Genomic DNA, 19,036 nt, shown 5'->3' on the forward strand with positions numbered 1-19,036 from the left:
ATGACAGTACGGGAACTCGACACGGTTCCGCCAGTGGCAACTTGCCCCGGGCGGGTCACCAGGTCACCAGGACCGCTCCGGCGGCGTAGGTCGCGATCGGGTTCGCGAACGGCATCGGGTGGGACTGTTCGGCCGCGACCAGGCGGAGGTCCGGGAGTCCTGCGACGAGCTGCGTCACGGCCTCGCCGATTTCCACGCGGGCCATCTGCTGGCCGATGCACCCGTGCGGACCGTGCCCGAAGCCGAGGTGCCCGAACGCGTCCCGTGCGATGTCGAAGTCGTCGGGGTGCTCGAACCGGTCCGGGTCGTGGTTCGCGCCGACCGGGGACACCGACACCGTCTGGCCCGCGCGGACGTGGACGCCCTCGATCTCGACGTCCTCGGTGGCCGTCCTGGGGAACAGCGTCAGGAACATCGCTCCGGTGCGCATGAACTCCTCGATCGCGGTGCCGATCCTCGTCGGGTCGGTCCGGAGCGCGGCGAGCTGCTCGGGGTTCGACAGCAGGCCGACGGTCGCCGTGGCGATGAGGTAGGCCACCGAGTCGCGGCCGGCGCTCATGAGCTGGAAGACCAGACCCTCGATCTCGATGCGGCTGAAGGGGTGTTCGACGTCGGTGCGGAGGAGGTCGGTGATCACGTCGTCGCCGGGGTCCTCGGCCCGGGCGTCCACCACGCGCCGGATGTGGTCGAACTTGGCCCGGGTGCTCGACGCGCCGACGAACAGCGCCACGAACTCGGACTGGAGCGCATCCGGCACCCCGATGACCCTGCCGTGGGTGCGGGCGGCGATCGGCTCGGCGTAGTGCTCGGTCAGGTCGACGGTCGCGCCGCCGGCACCCTGGGCGCGCAGGTGGTCGAGCTGGGCGGCGACCATCTCGGCGATCCACGGGCGTCGTGCGCGTGCCTGCTTCAGGGAGAACCGGCCCGTGATGCCGCGGCGCATCCTGGCGTGCGCCTCCCCGTCGAGGGCCAGGAGGTCCGCACTCGCGATCGAGCGGTGCGCCGCGTCGTCGAGCGGTTCCGGGTGCAGCTCGGTCTCGTGCAGCTCGGTCTCCTGCGGTTCGCTCTCGTGCGGCTCGGTCTCGTCGGGTACCCGGTCCGCGGCCGTCGGGATACGGTGCGGGCGCTGACTGAAGCGCGGGTCGGCGAGGATCGCCCGTGCGGCGTCGTACCCGGTGACGACGAGGCCCTCGTGTCCGTCGTCGTAGCGGAGGGGGACGGCCGGCGCCGCCTCGCGCCACGCGGCGAACGTCGGCGAGGGCTCGAGTGGCGTCCCGTCGACCGGGAGCGACTGTGCCTCGTGGAACGGACATCCGGTCTGCGCGGTGGTGGTCATGGTGCTCCTGGAGGCCCGTCAGGCGGGGATGGGATCGGTAGGGGTGGTGGGGGTGGTGACGGTGCGGGTGCTGAGGGTGGTGACGGGGTCGGCCTGGTCGACGACGGACCTGGCGGCCCGGAACGCCCGGGCAGCCGCCCAGCCGACGACACCGGTGGTCCGGCCGCGATCGTCGACCGACGCGGCGAGGAACCGGTCGAGCTGGTCGCGCTGGTCGCGCTGGTCGAGCTGGTCGAGCCGGTCGGGCCGGTCCGGGTCCGCCGCAGGTCCCTTCGGCGGGTCGAGCACCAGGAGTGGACGGGCCTGGTCGAAGGTGCCGTACGCCTGGATGCGGACCCCGTGCACCTCGGACCAGAAGTACGGCACGGGCGGCCTGGCCGCGGTCCCGTGCACGATCGTCCGTGCGACGGCGAGGGCCTGCTCGATGGCGGTCGTCTGGTGCTCGACACGGACTGGGCGGCCGGTGCCGGGATCGGACCACGCCGCGACGTCCCCGACCGCGAACACGCCGGGAACGACGTCCGGTGTCGCCRAGCCCGCGAACACGCCGGGAACGACGTCCGGTGTCGCCGAGCCCGCGAACACGCCGGGAACGACGTCCGGTGTCGTCGGACCGCCGCGTCCCTCGAGTGCGCGGCCGGCACCGTCGCACGCGATGCCGTCGTCGAGCAGCAGTCCCGACCCGGCGAGCCAGCCCGTGCGCGGACGACCTCCGACCGCCGCGACCGCGAACGAACTCGTCACCACAGCGCCGTCGGCGAGCACGACCTCCGTGCCGCCGTCCGGTGTGACCTCGAGCCGGACGACGCCCTGCCCCGTCCGGAGGTGCACGTCGTTGGCCCGGTGCAGCGCGACGAGCCGTTCGGAGAGCAGTGTGCCGAGCGTGCCGAGGGCCAGCCGGTCACGACGCCCCACGAGCACCACGTCGCGACCGAGGTGCCGGGCCGCCGACGCGAGCTCCGACCCGAGGACACCGGCGCCGACCACGACGATCGGACCGTCGGCCCTGGACGTCATCGCGCGCCGGAGGACGAGCGCGTCGTCGAGTGTCCTGAGCCGCAGGGCATGCTCGCCGCCGGGGACGGCGAGCGCAGACGGCGCCACCCCCGTCGCGATCACGAGCACGTCGTACGGCACCGGTCCGCCGGCCAGGACGACCTGCTGGTCCAGGTCGAGTCCGGTCGCACGGGTCCCGGTCCGCAGCTCGACGTCGAGCGCGTCGAGCTCGAGCCGGGTCCGGAGTGCGGCGCGGGACGGCTCCCACGACCCGTCGAGCACCTGCTTCGACAGCGGCGGTCTGGCGTACGGGTCGTGGGGCTCGTCGCCGATCAGGACGAGCTCGCCGTCGAATCCCTCCGCCCGGAGCGCCTCGGCGGTCGTCACCCCGGCGACGGATGCCCCGACGACGACGATCCGCACCGGCTACTCCTCGAGCGTGATGGCGCGGGCCGGGCACAGCGCCGCGGCCCGTCGCACGTCGGGCTCGTCCTCGGCGGCCGGGTGTTCGACGAGCAGCTCGACGATGCCGTCGTCGTCCTGGTCGAACACCGCCCCGGCGACGAGGGCGCACTGCCCCGCTCCGACGCACACGTCCGTGTCCGCGATGATCCGCATGGCTGCCTCCTCGTGGGTCGACCGGGGTACCCGATCGATGTCGTCGACGCTACGAGCCGTTGCCCGCTCGCGGCCATGGGAGCGTCGGTCAGTTCATGGACGATCCGATCAGCCAGCGCGATCGAGGCCCGACCGGCCGGGCGTCCTACGATCGACACATGGACCGAGAGCCCGCGCACGCACCGGCGAGCGCTGCGACGACGAGCGCGACACCGGCCGGCCCGCCGGACGGCACCGGGCCGGTGGTCGTCGGCGCGAACTGGTACCGGTTCCGCCCGGGGGAGCAGGTCCACCACGACCGCGTGATGAGCGTGTGCTTCATCTGGGCGCTCGACGGATCGGGCACGATCACCTCCGGCGGTGAGCGGTTCCGACTGACGGGCAGGTCCGTCCTCCGCCTGCCGTGGGGACACGACGTCGGGTACCGTGCCGACGAGCGGGGACCCTTCCGCCTCGGGACGGTGCACGTGGTGCCGGAGCACGACACGAGCTCGCCCGTCGTCCCACGCGTCGCGCACACCCCGGACGATCCGCTCATGACCGCCGCCGGACGCCGAGGTGAGCGCGACGGGCGCACCGGCTCCGTGGCGGTCCTCGTGCCCGCGAGCTCGGACTCGGCACGCCGTGCCTCGGTCCTCGGCGCCTACGCGGTCGAGCGCTTCCTCGCGGACGACTTCGACGAGGCCGTGCTCCGTGCCCTCGGGACCCTGCTCCTCGCGGAGAGCGCGCCTTGGCACGAGGAGCTCCGGCGGGTCGACGACGCCGGACGCATCCCGGCCGCGGTCACGCGGATGACCGAGCACGTCGAACGGCACCTCGACCGTGCGCTCTCGGTCCGTGAGGTCGCCGATGCCGGCGCCTGCAGTCCGGCCACGGCGGAGCGGCTGTTCGCCCGGCACACCGGTTCGTCCGTGTCGGCCTGGATCCGGGGCCGGAGGATGCGCGAGGCGGCGGCCATGCTCCGAGGCAGTGGACTCCGCGTCGGAGAGGTGGCACGCGCCGTCGGGTTCACCGACCCGCTGTACTTCTCGCGGGTGTTCCGGGCGACCTACGGGGTCCCACCGAGCCGGTACGTCGCCGGTCGGATGCGCCCGTAGCGCCGTCCCGCGTTGACAAGCCACCTCGATTCCTGAATCGTTTCATCGACAGCCTGGGCAATCGGCGGCCTGGGCAGTCGACAGCCCGGGCAATCGACGGCCTGGGCAGTCGACAGCCTGGGCTGTCGACAGCCCGGGCCATCGACACCCGCACACCAGGAGGCGCACGTGGAGCGCGAGACACCGAGTGACGAGCAGCAGGGCCGGACGCCGAGTCTCGGCCGGCTCCGGGTCGACGCCGCCGTCGCGCCCGTCGGGATCGACACCGCGCGGCCCCGCTTCACCTGGGAGGTCCGGTCCGAGACCCCCGGCACCACCCAGCGCTGGTGGCGGATCACCCTCGAGGACGACCACGGCCGGGTCGTCTGGGACTCCGGCCAGCACGACGACCCGCTCCCGTGGGCGATGCCCGCCGACGACCTCGACCTGGTGCCACTCCGACGACACCGGTGGTCGCTCACGGTCGGTGTCGTCGCCCCGGGTGACGCGACGGCGGTGCTCGACGCGCAGGCGGAGCTCACCACCGGCCCGGCCGAGGACGCCGACTGGGACAGTGCCCGCTGGGTCGGCCGCCCCGCCCGGCGGGGCCCGTCGGGCGCCGCACCCGGATCGCCCCGCGCCCGAGCCGCGGACGGATCCCTCGCCGCGCCCGTGGTGCGGCACACGATCACGGTGGTCGAGCCTCCCGTCCGTGCCCTCCTCGTGCTCGCCGCAGGCGGTCACGCCGTCGCCCGCATCGACGGCGTCCCCGTCTCCGACGCCGTCCTCGAACCGAGCACCACGCAGTGGGACCGCCGCGTGCAGACGGTCGTGCACGACGTCACCGCGCTCCTCGGACCCGGTCCACACGAGGTGTCGATCGAACTCGGCCGCGGGTTCCACGGCATGACGAATGCGAACGTCTGGTCGTGGGAACGCGCGACGTGGTGGGGGGAGCCGTGCGTCAGGGCACTGCTCCGCATCGAGCGCCCCGACGGCGGTGTGGACGTGCTCCCGACGGGTCGGGACTGGCAGGTCCGCGGCGGACCGATCCTGCTCGACGACCTCTACGGCGGCGAGGTCGTCGACCTCCGACGCGGCCCCGGCGGACCCCTCGAACCGCGGTCGGAGCCGGTCGCGCTCGTCGACGGACCGGCCGGGAGGCGCGTGGTGCGCCGCGAGCAACCGGTCCGGGTCACCGAGACCCTCGGTGCGACGAGCGTGGCGGAGCCCGTGCCCGGGGAGTTCGTCATCACGTTCCCGCGGGTCGTCGCGGGCTGGGTGCGCCTCGTCCCGCCGGGTCCCGCGGGGACGACCGTCACGATCCGGTACGGCGAACGACTCCGGCCGGACGGCCTGCCGAACGCTGACGACGAGAAGCACTACTTCCAGGACGGCTTCCAGACCGACGTCGTCACCGGCGACGGGTCCGCGCGGCCGTGGGAGTCGACCTTCTCGTACAAGGGGTTCCGGTACGTGCAGGTCTCGGGGTGGCCGACGCCGGAGGGTCCCCGCGTCGAGGATGTCGTCGCCCGGGTCGCCCACACCGACGCCCCGCGGATCTCCCGGTTCGCCGTCGACGACCCGCTCCTGCAGTGGATCCACGACGCGACCCTCGTCACGATGGAGAACAACCTGCAGGGGTACCCGACGGACACTCCGAAGTACGAGAAGAACGGCTGGACCGGTGACGCCATGGTGGGCGCCGACATGTTCCTGACGAACCTCGACGCCGCGCCGGTGTTCACGAAGTGGATGGGCGACCTCGCGGACACCGCCTCGCCCGGGCACCCGCCGGCACTCATCGCCCCGAACGCCGGGTTCTTCGGGATCGACGAGCAGGCGCCCGTGTGGCATTCGGCGCTGGTGCTCGTCCCGTGGGACCTGTACCGGCACACGGGCGACACCGCGGTTCTCGTCGAGCACTGGACGACGATCAGCGACTACGCACGGTTCGAGCTCGGCCGGTCGCCCGGGGGCATCGCGGACACGATCCTCGGGGACTGGGTCGCACCGGGGACCGACCCGGGCGGCGGCAACCCGCCGGAGGACTCGCACGTGCCCGCGACGGCGTTCCTCGTGCGGATCCTCGACGTGACCGGGTGGATCGCGGAGGTCCTCGGGCACGACGACGACGCGGCGTGGTTCGCGGCGCGGGCCGACGAGGTGCGTGCGGCGTTCGTGGATGCGTTCGTGGTGCGGACGGTGGCGCCCAGCGGTTCCGGCGATGGTGGTGAGGCCGTCGTCCGCGGACCGGAGGACGCCGGGTACCGCCAGTCCCACGCCGTCCTCGCGCTGGCGTTCGACATCCTGCGGGACCCCGAGCTGGTCAGGCTCGTGGCGGACGGCCTCGCCGCCGACGTCCGCGCGAAGGGCGACCACCTCGACACCGGCGCCGTCGGCACGAAGTGGCTGCTCCCGGTGCTCTCCGACCACGGGCACGTCGAGACCGCGCTGGCGATCGCCCGGCAGACGAGCGTGCCGAGCTGGGGAGCATGGCGGGAAGCCGGTGCGACGAGCATGTTCGAGCACTGGGACCTCGCCGCGCGGTCGCACGGGCACTTCTTCCTCGGCACCGTCGACGACTGGCTGACGGGGTACGTCGCCGGGCTCCGTCCCGCCGCCCCCGGGTGGCGACGGATCCTCGTGGACCCGCGGTGCACCGCGTCGGTCCGGTCGGCGTCGTTCGCGGTGCGCACCCCGTTCGGCCCCGCGTGGGTGGCATGGGAGCACGAGGGCGACGACCTGGTGCTCCGGGTCGGCGTGCCGGTCGGTGCGACGGCCGAGGTGCACGTCCCCGCCCCGACCACGGGCGAGCCCCGCGTGGTCGAGGTCGGATCGGGGGAACACCTGTTCGTCGCCGAGTGAGCGCCGCGCGGCCGGGGCGGCTCGGTACCCTGGCCGCATGATCCCCGTCGTACCCGGAACCCTGCGCGTCCTGCACCTCTCCGACACGCACCTCACCGGCGACGGGACACCGCACCAGGGGTCCGTCGACACGACCGCCACGCTCGATGCGCTCCTCGACGGGCTCCGGGCGATCGAGGACGTCGGTCTCGTCGTGGTCTCCGGCGACTGCTCGGAGGACGGTTCGCCCGCGTCCTACCAGGCGCTGCTCGACCGCCTCGTCCCGTTCGCCCGGGAGCGCGGTGCGGCCCTCGTCACCGTGCCCGGGAACCACGACGGTCGCGAGGGCTTCCGCCAGGTCCTCGCGAACGGACATCTGCTCGGCGAGGGCGGGTCCCCGCTCATGCACACCCTCGAGTTCCACCCGCCGGAGGTCCCGGTCGACGGCGTCTCGATCGTCGCGGGTCGTCGGGTCGTGACGCTCGACACCTCGGTGCCCGGTGCCGGGTACGGGGAACTCCGCGCGGGGCAGCTCGAGCGGCTCGGGACGATGCTCGGCGACGGCGACGGCGACGGCGACGGCGACGGTGACGGCGACGCCCCGCTCGGTACCGTCCTCGTGCTGCACCACCCGCCGATGCCGGCCCCGACCGCCCTCCACGAGGCGCTCCGCCTGCAGGACCCCGGGACCCTCGCCGACGTCGTCCGCGGGTCGGACGTCCGCGTGGTCCTCGCCGGCCACCTCCACCACCACTTCGCCACGACGCTCGCGGACACCGGGATCCCGGTCCTCGTCGCACCCGGCACGGCGAACGACACCGATGTGGCCGGCCCGTACGGCGTCGAGCGGGCGGTCGTCGGGACCGGGGCGCTCGTGGTCGACCTCGCTGCGGACGGCTCGGTGCGGTCGACGCCGGTGCGCGTCCCGCTGGCGGACGACGGCCGCCAGGTGTTCCGGTACGACGAGGAGACCGTCGAGCGCATCGCGGCGGCTGCGGGACCGCGAACGTCGCTCCCTCGCGCCACGCCGCCTCCGACCTGAACCAGCCCCCACGATCCTGAACCGGGGCGCCTCGAACCTGACAGTGTGCCGACCGTGCCGGACGCCGACCCTCGCTGGGCGCAGGCTGACGCCACCGGTTCACCGTCGCGTCCGCGGCGGTGTCGGCAGGTGCGAGGGAGCGTCGAGATGCAGGTGGGCAGAGCAGTCGAGTACGACCACTACGGCGACTTCGACGTGGTGCACATCGTGCCCCAGGAACGACCGAAGGCCCGCGAGGGTGAGATCGTCGTCGAGGTGATCGCCGCGGGCCTCAACCACATCGAGCGGTTCGTCCGCGAGGGGCGGCTCCAGGGCCGGGTGGACATCGAGTTCCCCGCCCGGCAGGGCACGTGCTTCGCGGGCATCGTCAAGGAGCGCGGTCCGGGCGTCAAGGACCTCGCCGTCGGCGCCGAGGTCATGGGGCACGCGATCGGCGGGGGAGCGCACGCCACCTGGGTCCGGGTACCGAGGACCGCGGTCGTCAAGAAGCCCGCGACCATGGCGTTCGAGGTCGCGGGTGGGCTCTACCTCGCCGGGTGCACGGCGAAGTCCATCGTCGACGAGCTGGCCCTCGGCCCGGACGACGTCGTGGTCATCTCCGCGGCCGCCGGCGGTGTCGGGCACCTCGAGTGCCAGCTCGCGCAGATCGCCGGCGCGCAGGTCATCGGCACGTGCAGTCCGCGGAACCACGACTACCTCCGGCAGATCGGCATCCATCCGGTCACCTACGGCGACGGACTGGAGGAACGGATCGCCGAGGCCGCGAAGGGTCGCCCGGTCACCGCGTTCATCGACAACCACGGCGGCGACAACCCCGCCCTGTCGGAGTCGCTCGGCGTCCCCGCGGACCGGTTCGTGTCGAGCGACCACCGCCGCGAGGTCGAGATCCGCTTCCTCCGCGCACCCGCCGAGGACGCCGAGGTCACGCGGCTCCTCACCGAGCTGTCCGGGCTCATCGAGCACCACAAGCTCCGGCTGCTCATCTCGGGCTTCTACCCGTTCGAGTACATCGTGGACGCGTACGAGGACCTCGCGGAGATGCACTCGCGCGGCAAGGTCGTCGTCGGCATGCAGCCCGTCGAGACCGGCGCGCGGCTGTCCTGGTACCGGTCGCAGAAGGCCCGGACGGTCCACGAGCGCTGATCGCCCGGCGCCCGCGCACGCGACACGTCGGACGCGCGCGAGGCCCGTCGACACCCGTTGAGAAGTGCCCACCTGTCGGGTCACGAGTTCGAGCCGACATTTAGGCACTTCTCACCGGCATCACCGGGCGGGGCACGCCGGGCCGGGAGCGTCAGCTCAGGATGTCCTTCGACGCGAACCGGGCGTACGCGAACGCCCCGAACACGACGACGTAGGCGAGCTGCAGCAGCGCGTTCTGCCCGAACGAGTCGAACGAGATCGGGAACCGCAGCAGGTCCCCGAACCCGAGCCAGAGGTGCGAGAACAGGTACGGGTGCAGCCAGTCGAGCTGCGGCAGCGCATCGGCGATCTGTGATGCTCCCGCGAGGACGACCGTCGCGGCCATCGCCCCGACGGGCACGCTCGTCAGCGTCGAGATGAACAGGCCGATCGCGCTGAGGCCGAGCATCGACATCGCCACGTAGGCGACGAGGAGCAGCGCCCGCCCGACGTACGACCAGCCGTCGACCTGTGTCCCCGAGAGCAGCGTCACCGGGCCGATCGGGAACAGGATCGCGCCGATCACCGCCCCGACGAGCACGATGACGAGGCACGCCGCGACCGCGAACACCGTCGCCCCCGCGAACTTCACGAGGATGAGCCGGAGCCGTCCCGACGGCGCGACCAGCAGGTAGCGGAGGGTGCCCAGACTGGCCTCGCCGGCGACGGTGTCACCGGAGACCACCCCGATCGTCAGGGGCAGGAACAGCGGGATCGACACCGTCAGGGCCGTGAACCCGACGAAGAGCCCGTTGTTCGTGATGTCCGACAGGAACGCGGGTCCACCGTCGCTCCCGCGCGAGGAGACTCGGACGGCGACCGCGATCAGGATCGGGACGAGTGCCAGCGCACCGAGCATCGCCCACGTGCGCCATCGTCGGAACACGAGGCCGATCTCGGAACCGAGCAGCGCGAACGTGCGCGACCGCGTGTCGGGACGCACCGTGTCGGACGCGGCCCCGGGCCTCCCGTCCGGCACCGCCGTCTGCGTCGGCTCCGCCGACGTGTCCTGGTCCGCCGGACCGGTGGGTGCTGCGTCAGCCTGCGACATCGAATCCCTCTCCGGTGAGCGCGACGAAGAGGTCTTCGAGCGTGCCGCCGCCGACGGCGAGACCGCGGACGCGGACGCCCGCCTCGACGAGTGCGCGGGTGATGTCCTCCGGCTGGGCATCGGACGGGAGGCCCGCCACCACCCCGTCGGATCGGCTCGCCTCGTCGACGGGGAGACCTATGCGGCTGAGGACGGCGCGTGCCGCGTCGACGTCCGGCGTGCGGACCGTCACCTGGCTGGACCCGGCGCGGCGGAGGTCGTCGAGGGAACCCTGCGCGACGATCTTGCCGGTGCGCATCACGGCCGCGTGGGTGCAGACCTGCTCGATCTCGGCGAGCAGGTGGCTCGAGACGAAGATCGTCGTGCCGTCGGACGCGAGCGAGCGGATGAGGTTCCGGACCTCGCGGGTGCCCTGCGGGTCGAGGCCGTTCGTCGGCTCGTCGAGCACCAGCAGGTCGCGGGGTGCGAGCAGTGCGTTCGCGAGGCCCAGGCGCTGCTTCATGCCGAGCGAGTAGGCGTGCGCCTTCTTGTCGGCGGCGTGGGTGAGGCCGACGCGGTCGAGCGCGAGGTCGACCCGTGCCGTCCGCGTCGCCGGTGACGAGCGCGGATCGGCGGCGTCGAAGCGGTGCAGGTTCGCCCGGCCCGAGAGGAACGGGGCGAACGCCGGACCCTCGACGAGCGCGCCGACCCGGGGAAGGACGCTGTGGAGCGCCTTCGGCATCGGTTCCCCGAGCACCTCGATCGTGCCGGTCGTCGCGCTCGACAGGCCGAGCAGCATGCGGATGGTCGTCGTCTTGCCGGAGCCGTTCGGACCGAGGAACCCGAACACAGAGCCGCGGGGGACGGCCAGGTCGATGCCGTCCACCGCGTGCTGCTTGCGGAAGGTCTTCCGGAGGTCGGTCGTGCGGATCGCCAGCGGCGCGCTCGTCGTCAGCGCGTCGGTCAGCTGCGCCGTGGCTCCGTCGGGCACGCGGCTACTTCGCTGCGGCGACGAGGTCCGCCACGGGCACGGCGCCCGCGAGGACCCGACCGTCGTCGGCGATGTACACCGACACGAGCGAGGTCTGGAGTGCCCGGCCGCCGTCGACCTGCTTGGTGAGTTGGTTCAGGAGCTGCACGCCGTCGGCACCGGTCTTCGTCGTGTCGAACGTCCCAGCGGGGAGCGTCGCGATGGTGCTCCATCCCGTTCCGGTCGTCGTCGGACGGGCGTGTCCGGCGCCGTTGGCGGCACCGTGGTGCATCCCGCGGTGGTGTCCAGAGGCGTCCGAGAGGTCCTTCGTCTTCACGGTCGCGCCGGACGGCGGGGTGAAGTCGAAGAGCTGGGCGTCCGGGGTGCCGTAGTCGATGCTCGTGTACCCGACGGAGACGGCGGGCTTCGACTGTCCCTTCGCGTCGACGGCGGCGCTGAGCGGGAGTCCGGTCTTCTTGTCGATCGCCAGGGTGACGTCCTGCACGAGCGTCGACGAGCTCTTCGGGGTCAGGACGATCCGCCACGCGCTCTGCCCGGCGACCTTGGTCGAGGTGGGTGCCCCGACCTTGGTGCTCGGGGTGATCGCCGCGATGGCTTTCCTCGCGATGTCGGACGGTGTCGTGGTGCCGGTCGTCGTGTCCGCGGCGGCACGCTTCGTCGGGAGGGTGAGCTCCGTCGCGCGCTGGGCCTTGGAGTCCCAGGTCCAGACGGTCTTCCCGTTGACGACGACGTCACGCTCGGCGAGCTGGTCGAGGACCTGCACGCGGGCCTTCGTGGCACCGTCGACGTAGACGCGTGCCGAGTGCGAGGTGGTGAGGAGGTCGAGGACGTCCGACGCGCTCGACTCGACCGAGCTCCCGCCGGAGCTGCCCGCGGAGGACGGCAGGCTCGGCAGGCCGAGGTCCGCGGTCTGGGTGACCTTGCCCGAGTACGCCAGGTCCTTGGTCTTCGCGACGCTCGTGAGCACCGATGCTGCACTCGGGGTGTCCGAGGACGAGGGTGCGGCGTTGGCGACGGCAGGGGCCACGATCGCGCCGGCCACGACGACAGGGGCGATGACGGCGGGGAGCCAGGCGGATTTCTTCATGCGGTACACCTCGGGAGGGTCGTGTCCACGCATCGCGCGGGCGTTCGAGAACGGTACGTCCGGTGTCCGTGTGAAGGCTGGGTGGTTGCGGCTCGTGACCATGGGCTCCGGGCACGCGTGAACGACCACGTCGGAAGGCCTCGTACGGCTTGCGTCCGGAGTATCAGTTGCATATGTTGGTCGGGATGTTGCGACGTTGCCGAGGTCTGCGCTGATGGTCGACGAGCAGGGCTCTCGGGGCTGTCCGCTGGTGGTCGCGCGAGACGTCAGTGTGGTGGTGGACGGGCTCACGCTCCTCAGGCCGACGACGCTGACCGTCCGTCCGGGCGACGCGATGCGGCTCGTCGGCCCGAACGGCGCGGGCAAGACCACCCTGCTCCGCGTGCTCACCGGCCTCGCGACGCGCACGGGCGGACAGCTCGACTGGCCCGGTGGTCGACCGGGGCGGCGTGACGTGTCCACGCTCCTCGGCGCTCCGACACTGTTCCAGGACATGACCGTGCTCGATCACTTCCGACTCCTCGGCGCGAGCTGGGACGACGCCCGGGTCGATGCGCGTCTCGGAGCCCTGCAGGAACGATTCCGCATCGCGGAGATCCTCCGACGGTTCCCGGCGGAACTCTCATCCGGAGAGCGGCAGATGGTCGGACTCGTGTCCGCGCTCGCTCGCCCGGGGGCATTCGTCGTGCTCGACGAGCCCGAGCAACGTCTCGACGTCGAGCGTCGGCGAGTCCTCTGCAGCGTCCTCGACGACACGGCAGCCGACGGTCGGGCTGTGCTCGTCGCGACCCACGACCCGTTGCTCATCGACACCGGGCGCGGCCGCACGGTCGACCTCGTATGAGGGCGCCGTCCGTTCCCCTGGACCGGCCACGTTCCCTGCGCAGGTCGGCGGCATGGCGCCGCGCCTCCGCGGTCCGGAGTTCCGGCACCCCGACGGTGCGACGCCTCGTCGAACCGATCTACGTCGGTGTGCTCGTGGTCCTCGTCGTCGGTGCTCCGGCGTACCTCTGGCTGACCCGGATCACCGGCCCGGGGCTCGGGGCGATGGACCCGTCGCATCGGCACGCGCTGGTGACCGCGTCGACGTGTCTCGTCCTCGCCGGTGCAGCGTTGCTCCCGGTCGCGGTGGGGCCCGTCCGTGCGAGCCTCCCCGAGATCGCCTGGCTCATCGACGGCGCGTTCGGCGTCCGACGCGTCGTGGCCGCGCGCACCCTGGCGTGGTTCGCGGTGACGATCACACTCGGCGCGGTGGGTGCATCCATCGCGGCGGCGGCGGACAGCGACCAGGAGCAACACCTCGCGGCGATCGCGCACGGCGTCAGCCTGGGCCTCGCCGTCGGGACCATTGCTCTGGCCTCAGCGCTCGTGCGGTCCCTGAGGTCGCGCATCGCACTCACCGTGGGGAGCGCCGCGCTGGGAGTCCTGGTCTGCGCGCTTCCGCCGTCATGGGTGGCCGGCGTGCTCGGAGCGTTCGCGGTCACGGGTGGTGGCCTGCTCTGGGGCCTGCTCGAGCGAGTGTCGTCGAGCACCCTCGACTCGGGTGCCCGCCGGAGAGCGCTGATGGCCGGGGCGGTGCTGACGGGTGACCTCGGCGTCGCGATCGCGCCCATCCCGTCCCGGTTGCACCATTTCCGATCCCACGGCGTCCGGGTGTCCGCCTCGCTCCCCGTCCGGACGATGCTGCGTGACGGTTTCGGCCTCGCTCGACTGGGGACGGTGTCTGTGCCGGCGCTCCTGTGCATCGCGGTCATCGGCAGTGCCTGCGTCCTGCTCCCGTCGGTCGCTGTGTTCGCGATCGGGTCGTTCCTGGTCCAGCTCGGGACCGGAGTGGTGATGACGGGGTTCCGACAGCGCGTCCAGCAGGTCGGGGCGGACGACTTCGAGTCGGAGCCGTACCGCGACCGGCTGCTCTGGCACCTGCCGGTTCCACTCATCGGGGTGGTCGTCGCGCTCGCCGTCGGGGGTCTCGCAGCAGCGCTCGCTGACGGGGGAACCCCGGACGCCGTGGGTGTGTCGGCGGCACTCGTCCTGCTCGCCGTCCAGGCCGTGAGTGCGCGTGTCTGGCTGGCGTGCGGCGGGTCGGCCCCGATCTGGACGCTCTCGCCGATCGCGACGCCGCTCGGGGACTTCGCGGGTGCCGTCTTCCTGGCCTGGGGGCTGCGCGGGGCCGTTCCGAGCGCGCTGCTCTGGATCGTCGGCGAACACCAGGGACTCGTGCCTGGGGCGGTCGTCGCCGCCGCCTTCGCGATCCTCATGGCGTGGCTGGGGGTCGCCGGGCTCGTCCGGACCCGACGATCGCGGTGAGGCGCACGCTGTGCCGCGGTGCGGACGTCGCTCGGGGATCGGCCAGCCGAGCCGACGTCCTCGACGCGTCCACCGGCCAGGTCGACTCGCGGCAGAGCACGCCGGAATTCAGGTACCTCGGCCCCTAGGGCATCCCGGTCAGACCGCGGTGCGCCGCACGTCGTGCAGGTGGTGCACCGGGTCGTGCACGAAGTACCGCGCCAGGGTCTCGACGGTGAACGCGCTGCCGTCGCTCCGGAGCCCGGTCCGCCCGAGGTCCTCGTCGCGGACCGCACCGAACGCCGCCGCGACACGCTCAGCCGCCTCGAACAGCTCCGCGGAGACGATCGCGGGGTCCTGCTCGGCGTAGTGGTCCTCGACGGCGGTGGCGTCCTGGTCCCAGTTCGGGAACGCCGGAGCGTCCTCGGCGAGCATCAGCGCGAGCCGCTCGTCGAACTTCCGGAGGACGTCGCGGACGTGTGCGCCGTACTCCAGCGGCGACCACGTCGCGTCGTCGGGGCGATCACGGACGTCGGCGCGGGCGAGCTCGGCGGGCCAGCCGCGGGCGTTCTCGCGCACCAGGTCCGGGACCTGCCGGAACGCAACGGCCGGCCCGTCGTACCCGCACTCGTCACAGCGTTCGTCGAGGACCCAGGTCCAGTTCTTCGTGTCCGGTTCGATGCCCATGGCGCGACGGTAGCAGTGCGGTGCACGACACCCGCCGTTCACCGGAGGCCCCGCTGGGGGTCAATAGGGTGGAGGGCATGCGCCTGCTCCTCATCCGTCATGGTCAGACCCCGGCGAACGTGTCCGGCATCCTCGAGACGACCGTCCCCGGCCCGGGGCTCACGGATCTCGGCCAGGAGCAGGCGGCCGCCCTCCCCGAGGCTCTCGCCGGCCGGGGTGTCGAGGCCGTCTTCGTATCGAACATGATCCGCACGACGCTGACCGCGCAACCGCTCCTCGACGCGCTCGGCCTCGAGCCGGTCGAGCTCCCCGGGCTCCGCGAGATCGAGGGCGGCGACCTCGAGGGTGCGAGCGACCAGGCCGCGGTCAGGGTGTACCTCGGCACGGTGCGGTCCTGGATCGACGGCGATCGGGAGCCCGGGATGCCCGGGGGTCCGAACGGGGTCGACTTCTTCACCCGGTACGACGACGCCGTCGCCCAGATCGCGTCGACCGGGGTCGAGGTCGCCGCGGCGTTCAGTCACGGTGCCGCCATCCGCGCCTGGGCGGGCACCACGGCGCAGAACGTCGACGAGACCTTCAGCACCGGCCAGGTGCTCGAGAACACCGGGGTCGTCGAGCTCGACGGCTCCCCGGAGGCGGGCTGGCGCGTCGTGTCGTGGGAGGGTCGGCCCGTCGGTGGGGACGACCTCGTCGACGAGGGCGCCCCGGACCCGACCAGCGAAGGCTTCTAGTCCCGACCAGCGAACGCTTCCAGGAGCGACGCACGCGGGCAGCCGGGCCGACACCGGCCGGGAGGCGCGGCGGACGTCGGACCCGCACCGTCCCTCCAGTCCGTGGTCGCCTCCGGAACGGACGACGCCCGCATCCCTGGCGGGATGCGGGCGTCGGTGTCGGGCCGGAACGGGTCAGTGCGTCGCGCTGGCCGCGGAGACGTTCCCGGTCGACAGCGGCACGACGACACCGTGCGCGACCCGGAGCTCCTCGAGGGTCGCGGCGATCTCCTCGTCGCGCTCCTCGGCGGTCCAGGACAGCGACCGTCCGAGCACGTCGGCGAGCTCCGTGAGCAGCTCGATCGTGACACCGCCGACGAACGCGAGGTTCGTGCGACGGAGCACGACGTCGGTCAGGTGCACCGCGTGCTCGCGCTCGGCGAAGAACGCGACCTCGGCCGTGGTGAGCTCGGCGTCGCTCTCGAGCGGCGTGACGGCCTGGTCGAGCAGCACGTCGATGACGTCCGTCGCCCGGGTGCCGTAGCGCGAGAGCAGACGGTCCACGGTGACCTCGTCGAGACCGTCGGCGTGTGACCGGACCCACGATGTGCGCGCCGAGTCCGTGGTCGGGAAGCCCTTGCCGCCGCCGATCGCCATGCCGAGGGTGTCGACCCTGCGGTCCACGCCGAGCCGGTCCGTCGCCTCGGTCGACAGGTGCGCCGACAGGGCCCGGAAGGTGGTCCACTTGCCACCGACCAGCGACAGGACCTTGGCGTCCGGGAGCCCGTCGATCGGGGTCTCGACGATCCGGTAGTCGCGGGACACGAACCCGGGGGCGGTGTCCTCGTGGCGGGGGAGCGGCCGGATGCCCGAGTAGCGGTACACGATGTGGTCGCGGGTGACCTCGATCTGCGGGAACACGTGCTTGACGAGGTCGAAGAAGTAGTCGACCTCCTCCTCGGTGACCTCGGTCGGCTTCGACGGGTCCGCGTCGATGTCGGTCGTCCCGATGAGCACCCGCCCCTTGAGCGGGTAGATGAGGACGATGCGGCCGTCGTTGTTCTCGAAGAAGATCTCGCGACCGCGGGTGGCCTCGAGGAGCTCGGGGTTGTCGACGACGATGTGCGAGCCCTTGGTGCCGCCCATGTACTTCGTCTCGCCGCCGAACGCCTGGTTGGTGAGGTCGGTCCACGGGCCCGAGGCGTTGATGACGACGTTCGCGGTGAACACGAACGACGTGTCGGTCTCGCGGTCGTGCAGGAGCACGCCGCCGTCCTGGGCACCGACGGCCTCGACGTAGTTCGCGCTCCGGGCGGTGGCGTCCGACCCGGTGCCGGAGCCGGCGGTCAGGCCGTCCTTGAGCACGTCGAGCGCGAGGCGCTCGGGCTCGTGCACGGAGGCGTCGTAGTAGGTGCCGGTGTACTTGAGGTCCTTGTTGAGGGCCGGCATGTCCTCGAGCGCGGCCTTCTTGGTGAGGAACCGGTGCTTCGGGACCGACCCGCCGTCGCGCGAGAACGAGTCGTAGAGCGTCATGCCGATCTTGATGAGTGCGGCGCCGCGCTCCTTGGTGGACCGCTGCTTGTGCGTGAGCATGCGGAGCGGGGCGTTCATGATGCCGGACATCGTCGAGAAGATCGGCATCGTCGTCTGGAGCGGCTTGACGTAGTGCGGCGCGATCTTGATGAGGCCGTTGCGCTCCTGGACCGACTCGCGGACCAGGCGGAACTCGCCGTTCTCGAGGTAGCGGATGCCGCCGTGGATCATGTGGCTCGACGCCGCCGAGGCGCCGGAGCCGTAGTCGTTGCGCTCGACCAGGACGACGTCGACGCCCTGGAGTGCGAGGTCGCGGAAGGTGGCGATGCCGTTGATGCCACCGCCGATGACGAGCACCTGTGCGTTCGGTCGGTCGGTGATCGCCGTCACGGTCGGTCGCTGCGTCGTCTTCTTCGACATGGGGTCGCCTCTTCCTGTGCTGCGTCGTGCTGGGTTCTTGCTCGTGTCCCTCGATCCTGCGCCTGCCGACCTGGGCGGGCAACAAGCCTGCACGAACGTGCAGAGCAGCTGTGCGAGTGGTCGGGACGGTCGCCGGACCGGACGGGAGGCACGACAATGGTCCGACGACCGGTGCACGTCCGTGCATGGACCGGTCCTCATCCTCTCAACGGAAGGTCGAGCGATGACCGACGCCGCCCAGCCGCTCCGCACGCAGCAGGCGCTCCGTGCCGCGCAGCTCTACTACCTCCAGGACCTGACGATGGAGGCGATCGCGGACGAGCTCGCGACCTCGCGCTCGTCGGTGTCGCGCCTGCTCAAGTACGCGCGGGACACCGGTCTCGTCGACATCCAGATCCGCTCCCCGATGGACCAGGCGGCAGCGCTCAGCCGGACGCTGCGCGGGCGGTTCGGGGTGCACGCGCACGTCGTCCCCGTCCCGGACCACACGAGCGACGTCGACCGACTCGAACGGGTCGCGCTGTCCGCCGCCAGGATCCTCACCCAGTACGTCGAGTCGAACACGGTCTTCGGGATCTCCTGGGGCTCGACGGTGAGCGCGGTGAGCCGCTACCTCGTCCCGAAGGCCACCCACGGCTCGACGATCGTCCAGGTGAACGGCGCCGCGAACACCAGGACCACGGGCATCGTGTACACCAGCGAGATCCTCCGGCGTTTCGGCGACGCCTACGGGGCCGTCGTCCAGCAGTTCCCGGTGCCGGCGTTCTTCGACGAGGCCGCGACGAAGGAGGCGCTCTTCCGTGAGCGGAGCATCCGACGGGTGCTCGACCTGCACGAGCGGATGGACGTCGTGCTGTTCGGGGTCGGGTCGCCGGAGGCCCTCGTGCCGAGCCATGTGTACTCCGGCGGGTACCTCGACCCCGCTGACCGTGCGGAGCTCGTCCGCGAGCAGGTCGTCGGCGACGTCTCGACGGTGTTCTACCGCGCGGACGGCTCGTGGAAGGACATCGGGGTGAACGCCCGTGCTGGCGCTCCGGACCTCGACACGATCAAACGGACGCCCCGGCGGATCTGTGTCGTCGCCGGGCGCTCGAAGGTGACGAGCCTGCTCGGTGCGCTCGCCGCGGGACTCGTCACCGACCTGATCATCGACGAGAGTGCGGGGCAGGCGCTCCTCGAGGGATGATCAGAC

The 19,036-nt window shown here is 72.1% G+C and carries 16 protein-coding genes; 8 read left to right on the plus strand and 8 right to left on the minus strand.

The annotated features are described in order from the left end of the window. Window positions 1-55: 55 nt before the first annotated feature. Genes ASF23_RS15765 through ASF23_RS15775 form a run of 3 tightly spaced genes read right to left on the minus strand, consistent with a single transcriptional unit; the run spans window position 56 to window position 2,950 of the window. The gene (locus ASF23_RS15765) at window positions 56-1,336 is read right to left on the minus strand and encodes a cytochrome P450 (RefSeq protein WP_055955834.1); all 1,281 of its coding nucleotides are present in this window, start codon (window positions 1,334-1,336) and stop codon (window positions 56-58) included. Between the two features lie 18 nt (window positions 1,337-1,354). Beyond that, window positions 1,355-2,755, minus strand: a complete 1,401-nt coding sequence (locus tag ASF23_RS15770) for an NAD(P)/FAD-dependent oxidoreductase (RefSeq protein WP_055955837.1) — start codon at window positions 2,753-2,755, stop codon at window positions 1,355-1,357. A 3-nt stretch (window positions 2,756-2,758) separates the two neighbouring features. Then, window positions 2,759-2,950: a ferredoxin gene (locus tag ASF23_RS15775; RefSeq protein ID WP_055955840.1), complete on the minus strand. Its 192-nt coding sequence runs from the start codon at window positions 2,948-2,950 to the stop codon at window positions 2,759-2,761. A 158-nt stretch (window positions 2,951-3,108) separates the two neighbouring features. Here ASF23_RS15775 and ASF23_RS15780 point away from each other — a divergent pair, with 158 nt between their 5' ends. The 4 genes from ASF23_RS15780 to ASF23_RS15795 all read left to right on the plus strand — a co-directional run bounded on the left by ASF23_RS15780 (window position 3,109) and on the right by ASF23_RS15795 (window position 9,058). Continuing rightward, the gene (locus ASF23_RS15780) at window positions 3,109-4,047 is read left to right on the plus strand and encodes a helix-turn-helix transcriptional regulator (protein WP_055955843.1); all 939 of its coding nucleotides are present in this window, start codon (window positions 3,109-3,111) and stop codon (window positions 4,045-4,047) included. A gap of 168 nt (window positions 4,048-4,215) precedes the next feature. Beyond that, complete coding sequence (locus ASF23_RS15785; RefSeq protein ID WP_055955846.1) at window positions 4,216-6,894, plus strand: alpha-L-rhamnosidase; 2,679 nt, start codon at window positions 4,216-4,218, stop codon at window positions 6,892-6,894. 37 nt (window positions 6,895-6,931) lie between these two features. Then, window positions 6,932-7,915 (plus strand): metallophosphoesterase, encoded by a 984-nt coding sequence (locus ASF23_RS15790; RefSeq protein ID WP_055955849.1) that lies wholly within the window; start codon window positions 6,932-6,934, stop codon window positions 7,913-7,915. A gap of 153 nt (window positions 7,916-8,068) precedes the next feature. Then, entirely contained in the window at window positions 8,069-9,058 is a 990-nt protein-coding gene (locus ASF23_RS15795) for an NADP-dependent oxidoreductase (RefSeq protein WP_162236780.1), read from the plus strand. Between the two features lie 151 nt (window positions 9,059-9,209). On the opposite strand, the gene ASF23_RS15800 is transcribed toward ASF23_RS15795, so the two are convergent. The 3 genes from ASF23_RS15800 to ASF23_RS15810 are packed head-to-tail and all read right to left on the minus strand — an operon-like array spanning window position 9,210 to window position 12,205. Further along, window positions 9,210-10,148 carry an ABC transporter permease gene (locus tag ASF23_RS15800; RefSeq protein WP_082474243.1) on the minus strand — a complete coding sequence of 313 codons (939 nt, stop codon included), beginning with the start codon at window positions 10,146-10,148 and terminating at the stop codon, window positions 9,210-9,212. Continuing rightward, on the minus strand, window positions 10,135-11,118 hold the full coding sequence (locus tag ASF23_RS15805; RefSeq protein WP_235510919.1) for an ABC transporter ATP-binding protein: 984 nt from the start codon (window positions 11,116-11,118) through the stop codon (window positions 10,135-10,137). The genes ASF23_RS15800 and ASF23_RS15805 overlap by 14 nt, the downstream gene beginning before the upstream one ends. Window positions 11,119-11,122: 4 nt before the next feature. After that, window positions 11,123-12,205 carry a LolA family protein gene (locus ASF23_RS15810; RefSeq protein WP_156364564.1) on the minus strand — a complete coding sequence of 361 codons (1,083 nt, stop codon included), beginning with the start codon at window positions 12,203-12,205 and terminating at the stop codon, window positions 11,123-11,125. A gap of 277 nt (window positions 12,206-12,482) precedes the next feature. Here ASF23_RS15810 and ASF23_RS15815 point away from each other — a divergent pair, with 277 nt between their 5' ends. Together ASF23_RS15815 and ASF23_RS15820 are read left to right on the plus strand one after the other, a co-directional pair. Then, window positions 12,483-13,049 (plus strand): ABC transporter ATP-binding protein, encoded by a 567-nt coding sequence (locus ASF23_RS15815; RefSeq protein WP_162236781.1) that lies wholly within the window; start codon window positions 12,483-12,485, stop codon window positions 13,047-13,049. Window positions 13,050-13,144: 95 nt separating this feature from the next. Further along, window positions 13,145-14,512, plus strand: a complete 1,368-nt coding sequence (locus tag ASF23_RS15820) for a hypothetical protein (RefSeq protein ID WP_055955858.1) — start codon at window positions 13,145-13,147, stop codon at window positions 14,510-14,512. Between the two features lie 138 nt (window positions 14,513-14,650). Here ASF23_RS15820 and ASF23_RS15825 read toward each other — a convergent pair whose 3' ends face one another. Continuing rightward, window positions 14,651-15,178, minus strand: coding sequence for a DinB family protein (locus tag ASF23_RS15825; RefSeq protein ID WP_055955861.1), 528 nt, complete (start codon window positions 15,176-15,178; stop codon window positions 14,651-14,653). Window positions 15,179-15,255: 77 nt separating this feature from the next. On the opposite strand from ASF23_RS15825, the gene ASF23_RS15830 reads away from it, so the two are divergent. Then, window positions 15,256-15,912 carry a histidine phosphatase family protein gene (locus ASF23_RS15830; RefSeq protein ID WP_055955864.1) on the plus strand — a complete coding sequence of 219 codons (657 nt, stop codon included), beginning with the start codon at window positions 15,256-15,258 and terminating at the stop codon, window positions 15,910-15,912. 174 nt (window positions 15,913-16,086) lie between these two features. On the opposite strand, the gene ASF23_RS15835 is transcribed toward ASF23_RS15830, so the two are convergent. Next, window positions 16,087-17,844 carry a glycerol-3-phosphate dehydrogenase/oxidase gene (locus ASF23_RS15835; protein WP_055955868.1) on the minus strand — a complete coding sequence of 586 codons (1,758 nt, stop codon included), beginning with the start codon at window positions 17,842-17,844 and terminating at the stop codon, window positions 16,087-16,089. 223 nt (window positions 17,845-18,067) lie between these two features. Here ASF23_RS15835 and ASF23_RS15840 point away from each other — a divergent pair, with 223 nt between their 5' ends. Further along, window positions 18,068-19,030, plus strand: coding sequence for a sugar-binding transcriptional regulator (locus ASF23_RS15840; RefSeq protein WP_055955871.1), 963 nt, complete (start codon window positions 18,068-18,070; stop codon window positions 19,028-19,030). Window positions 19,031-19,036 lie beyond the last annotated feature (6 nt).

The organism is Curtobacterium sp. Leaf261 (genome assembly GCF_001422205.1).
In the GTDB taxonomy this organism is placed as follows: domain Bacteria; phylum Actinomycetota; class Actinomycetes; order Actinomycetales; family Microbacteriaceae; genus Curtobacterium.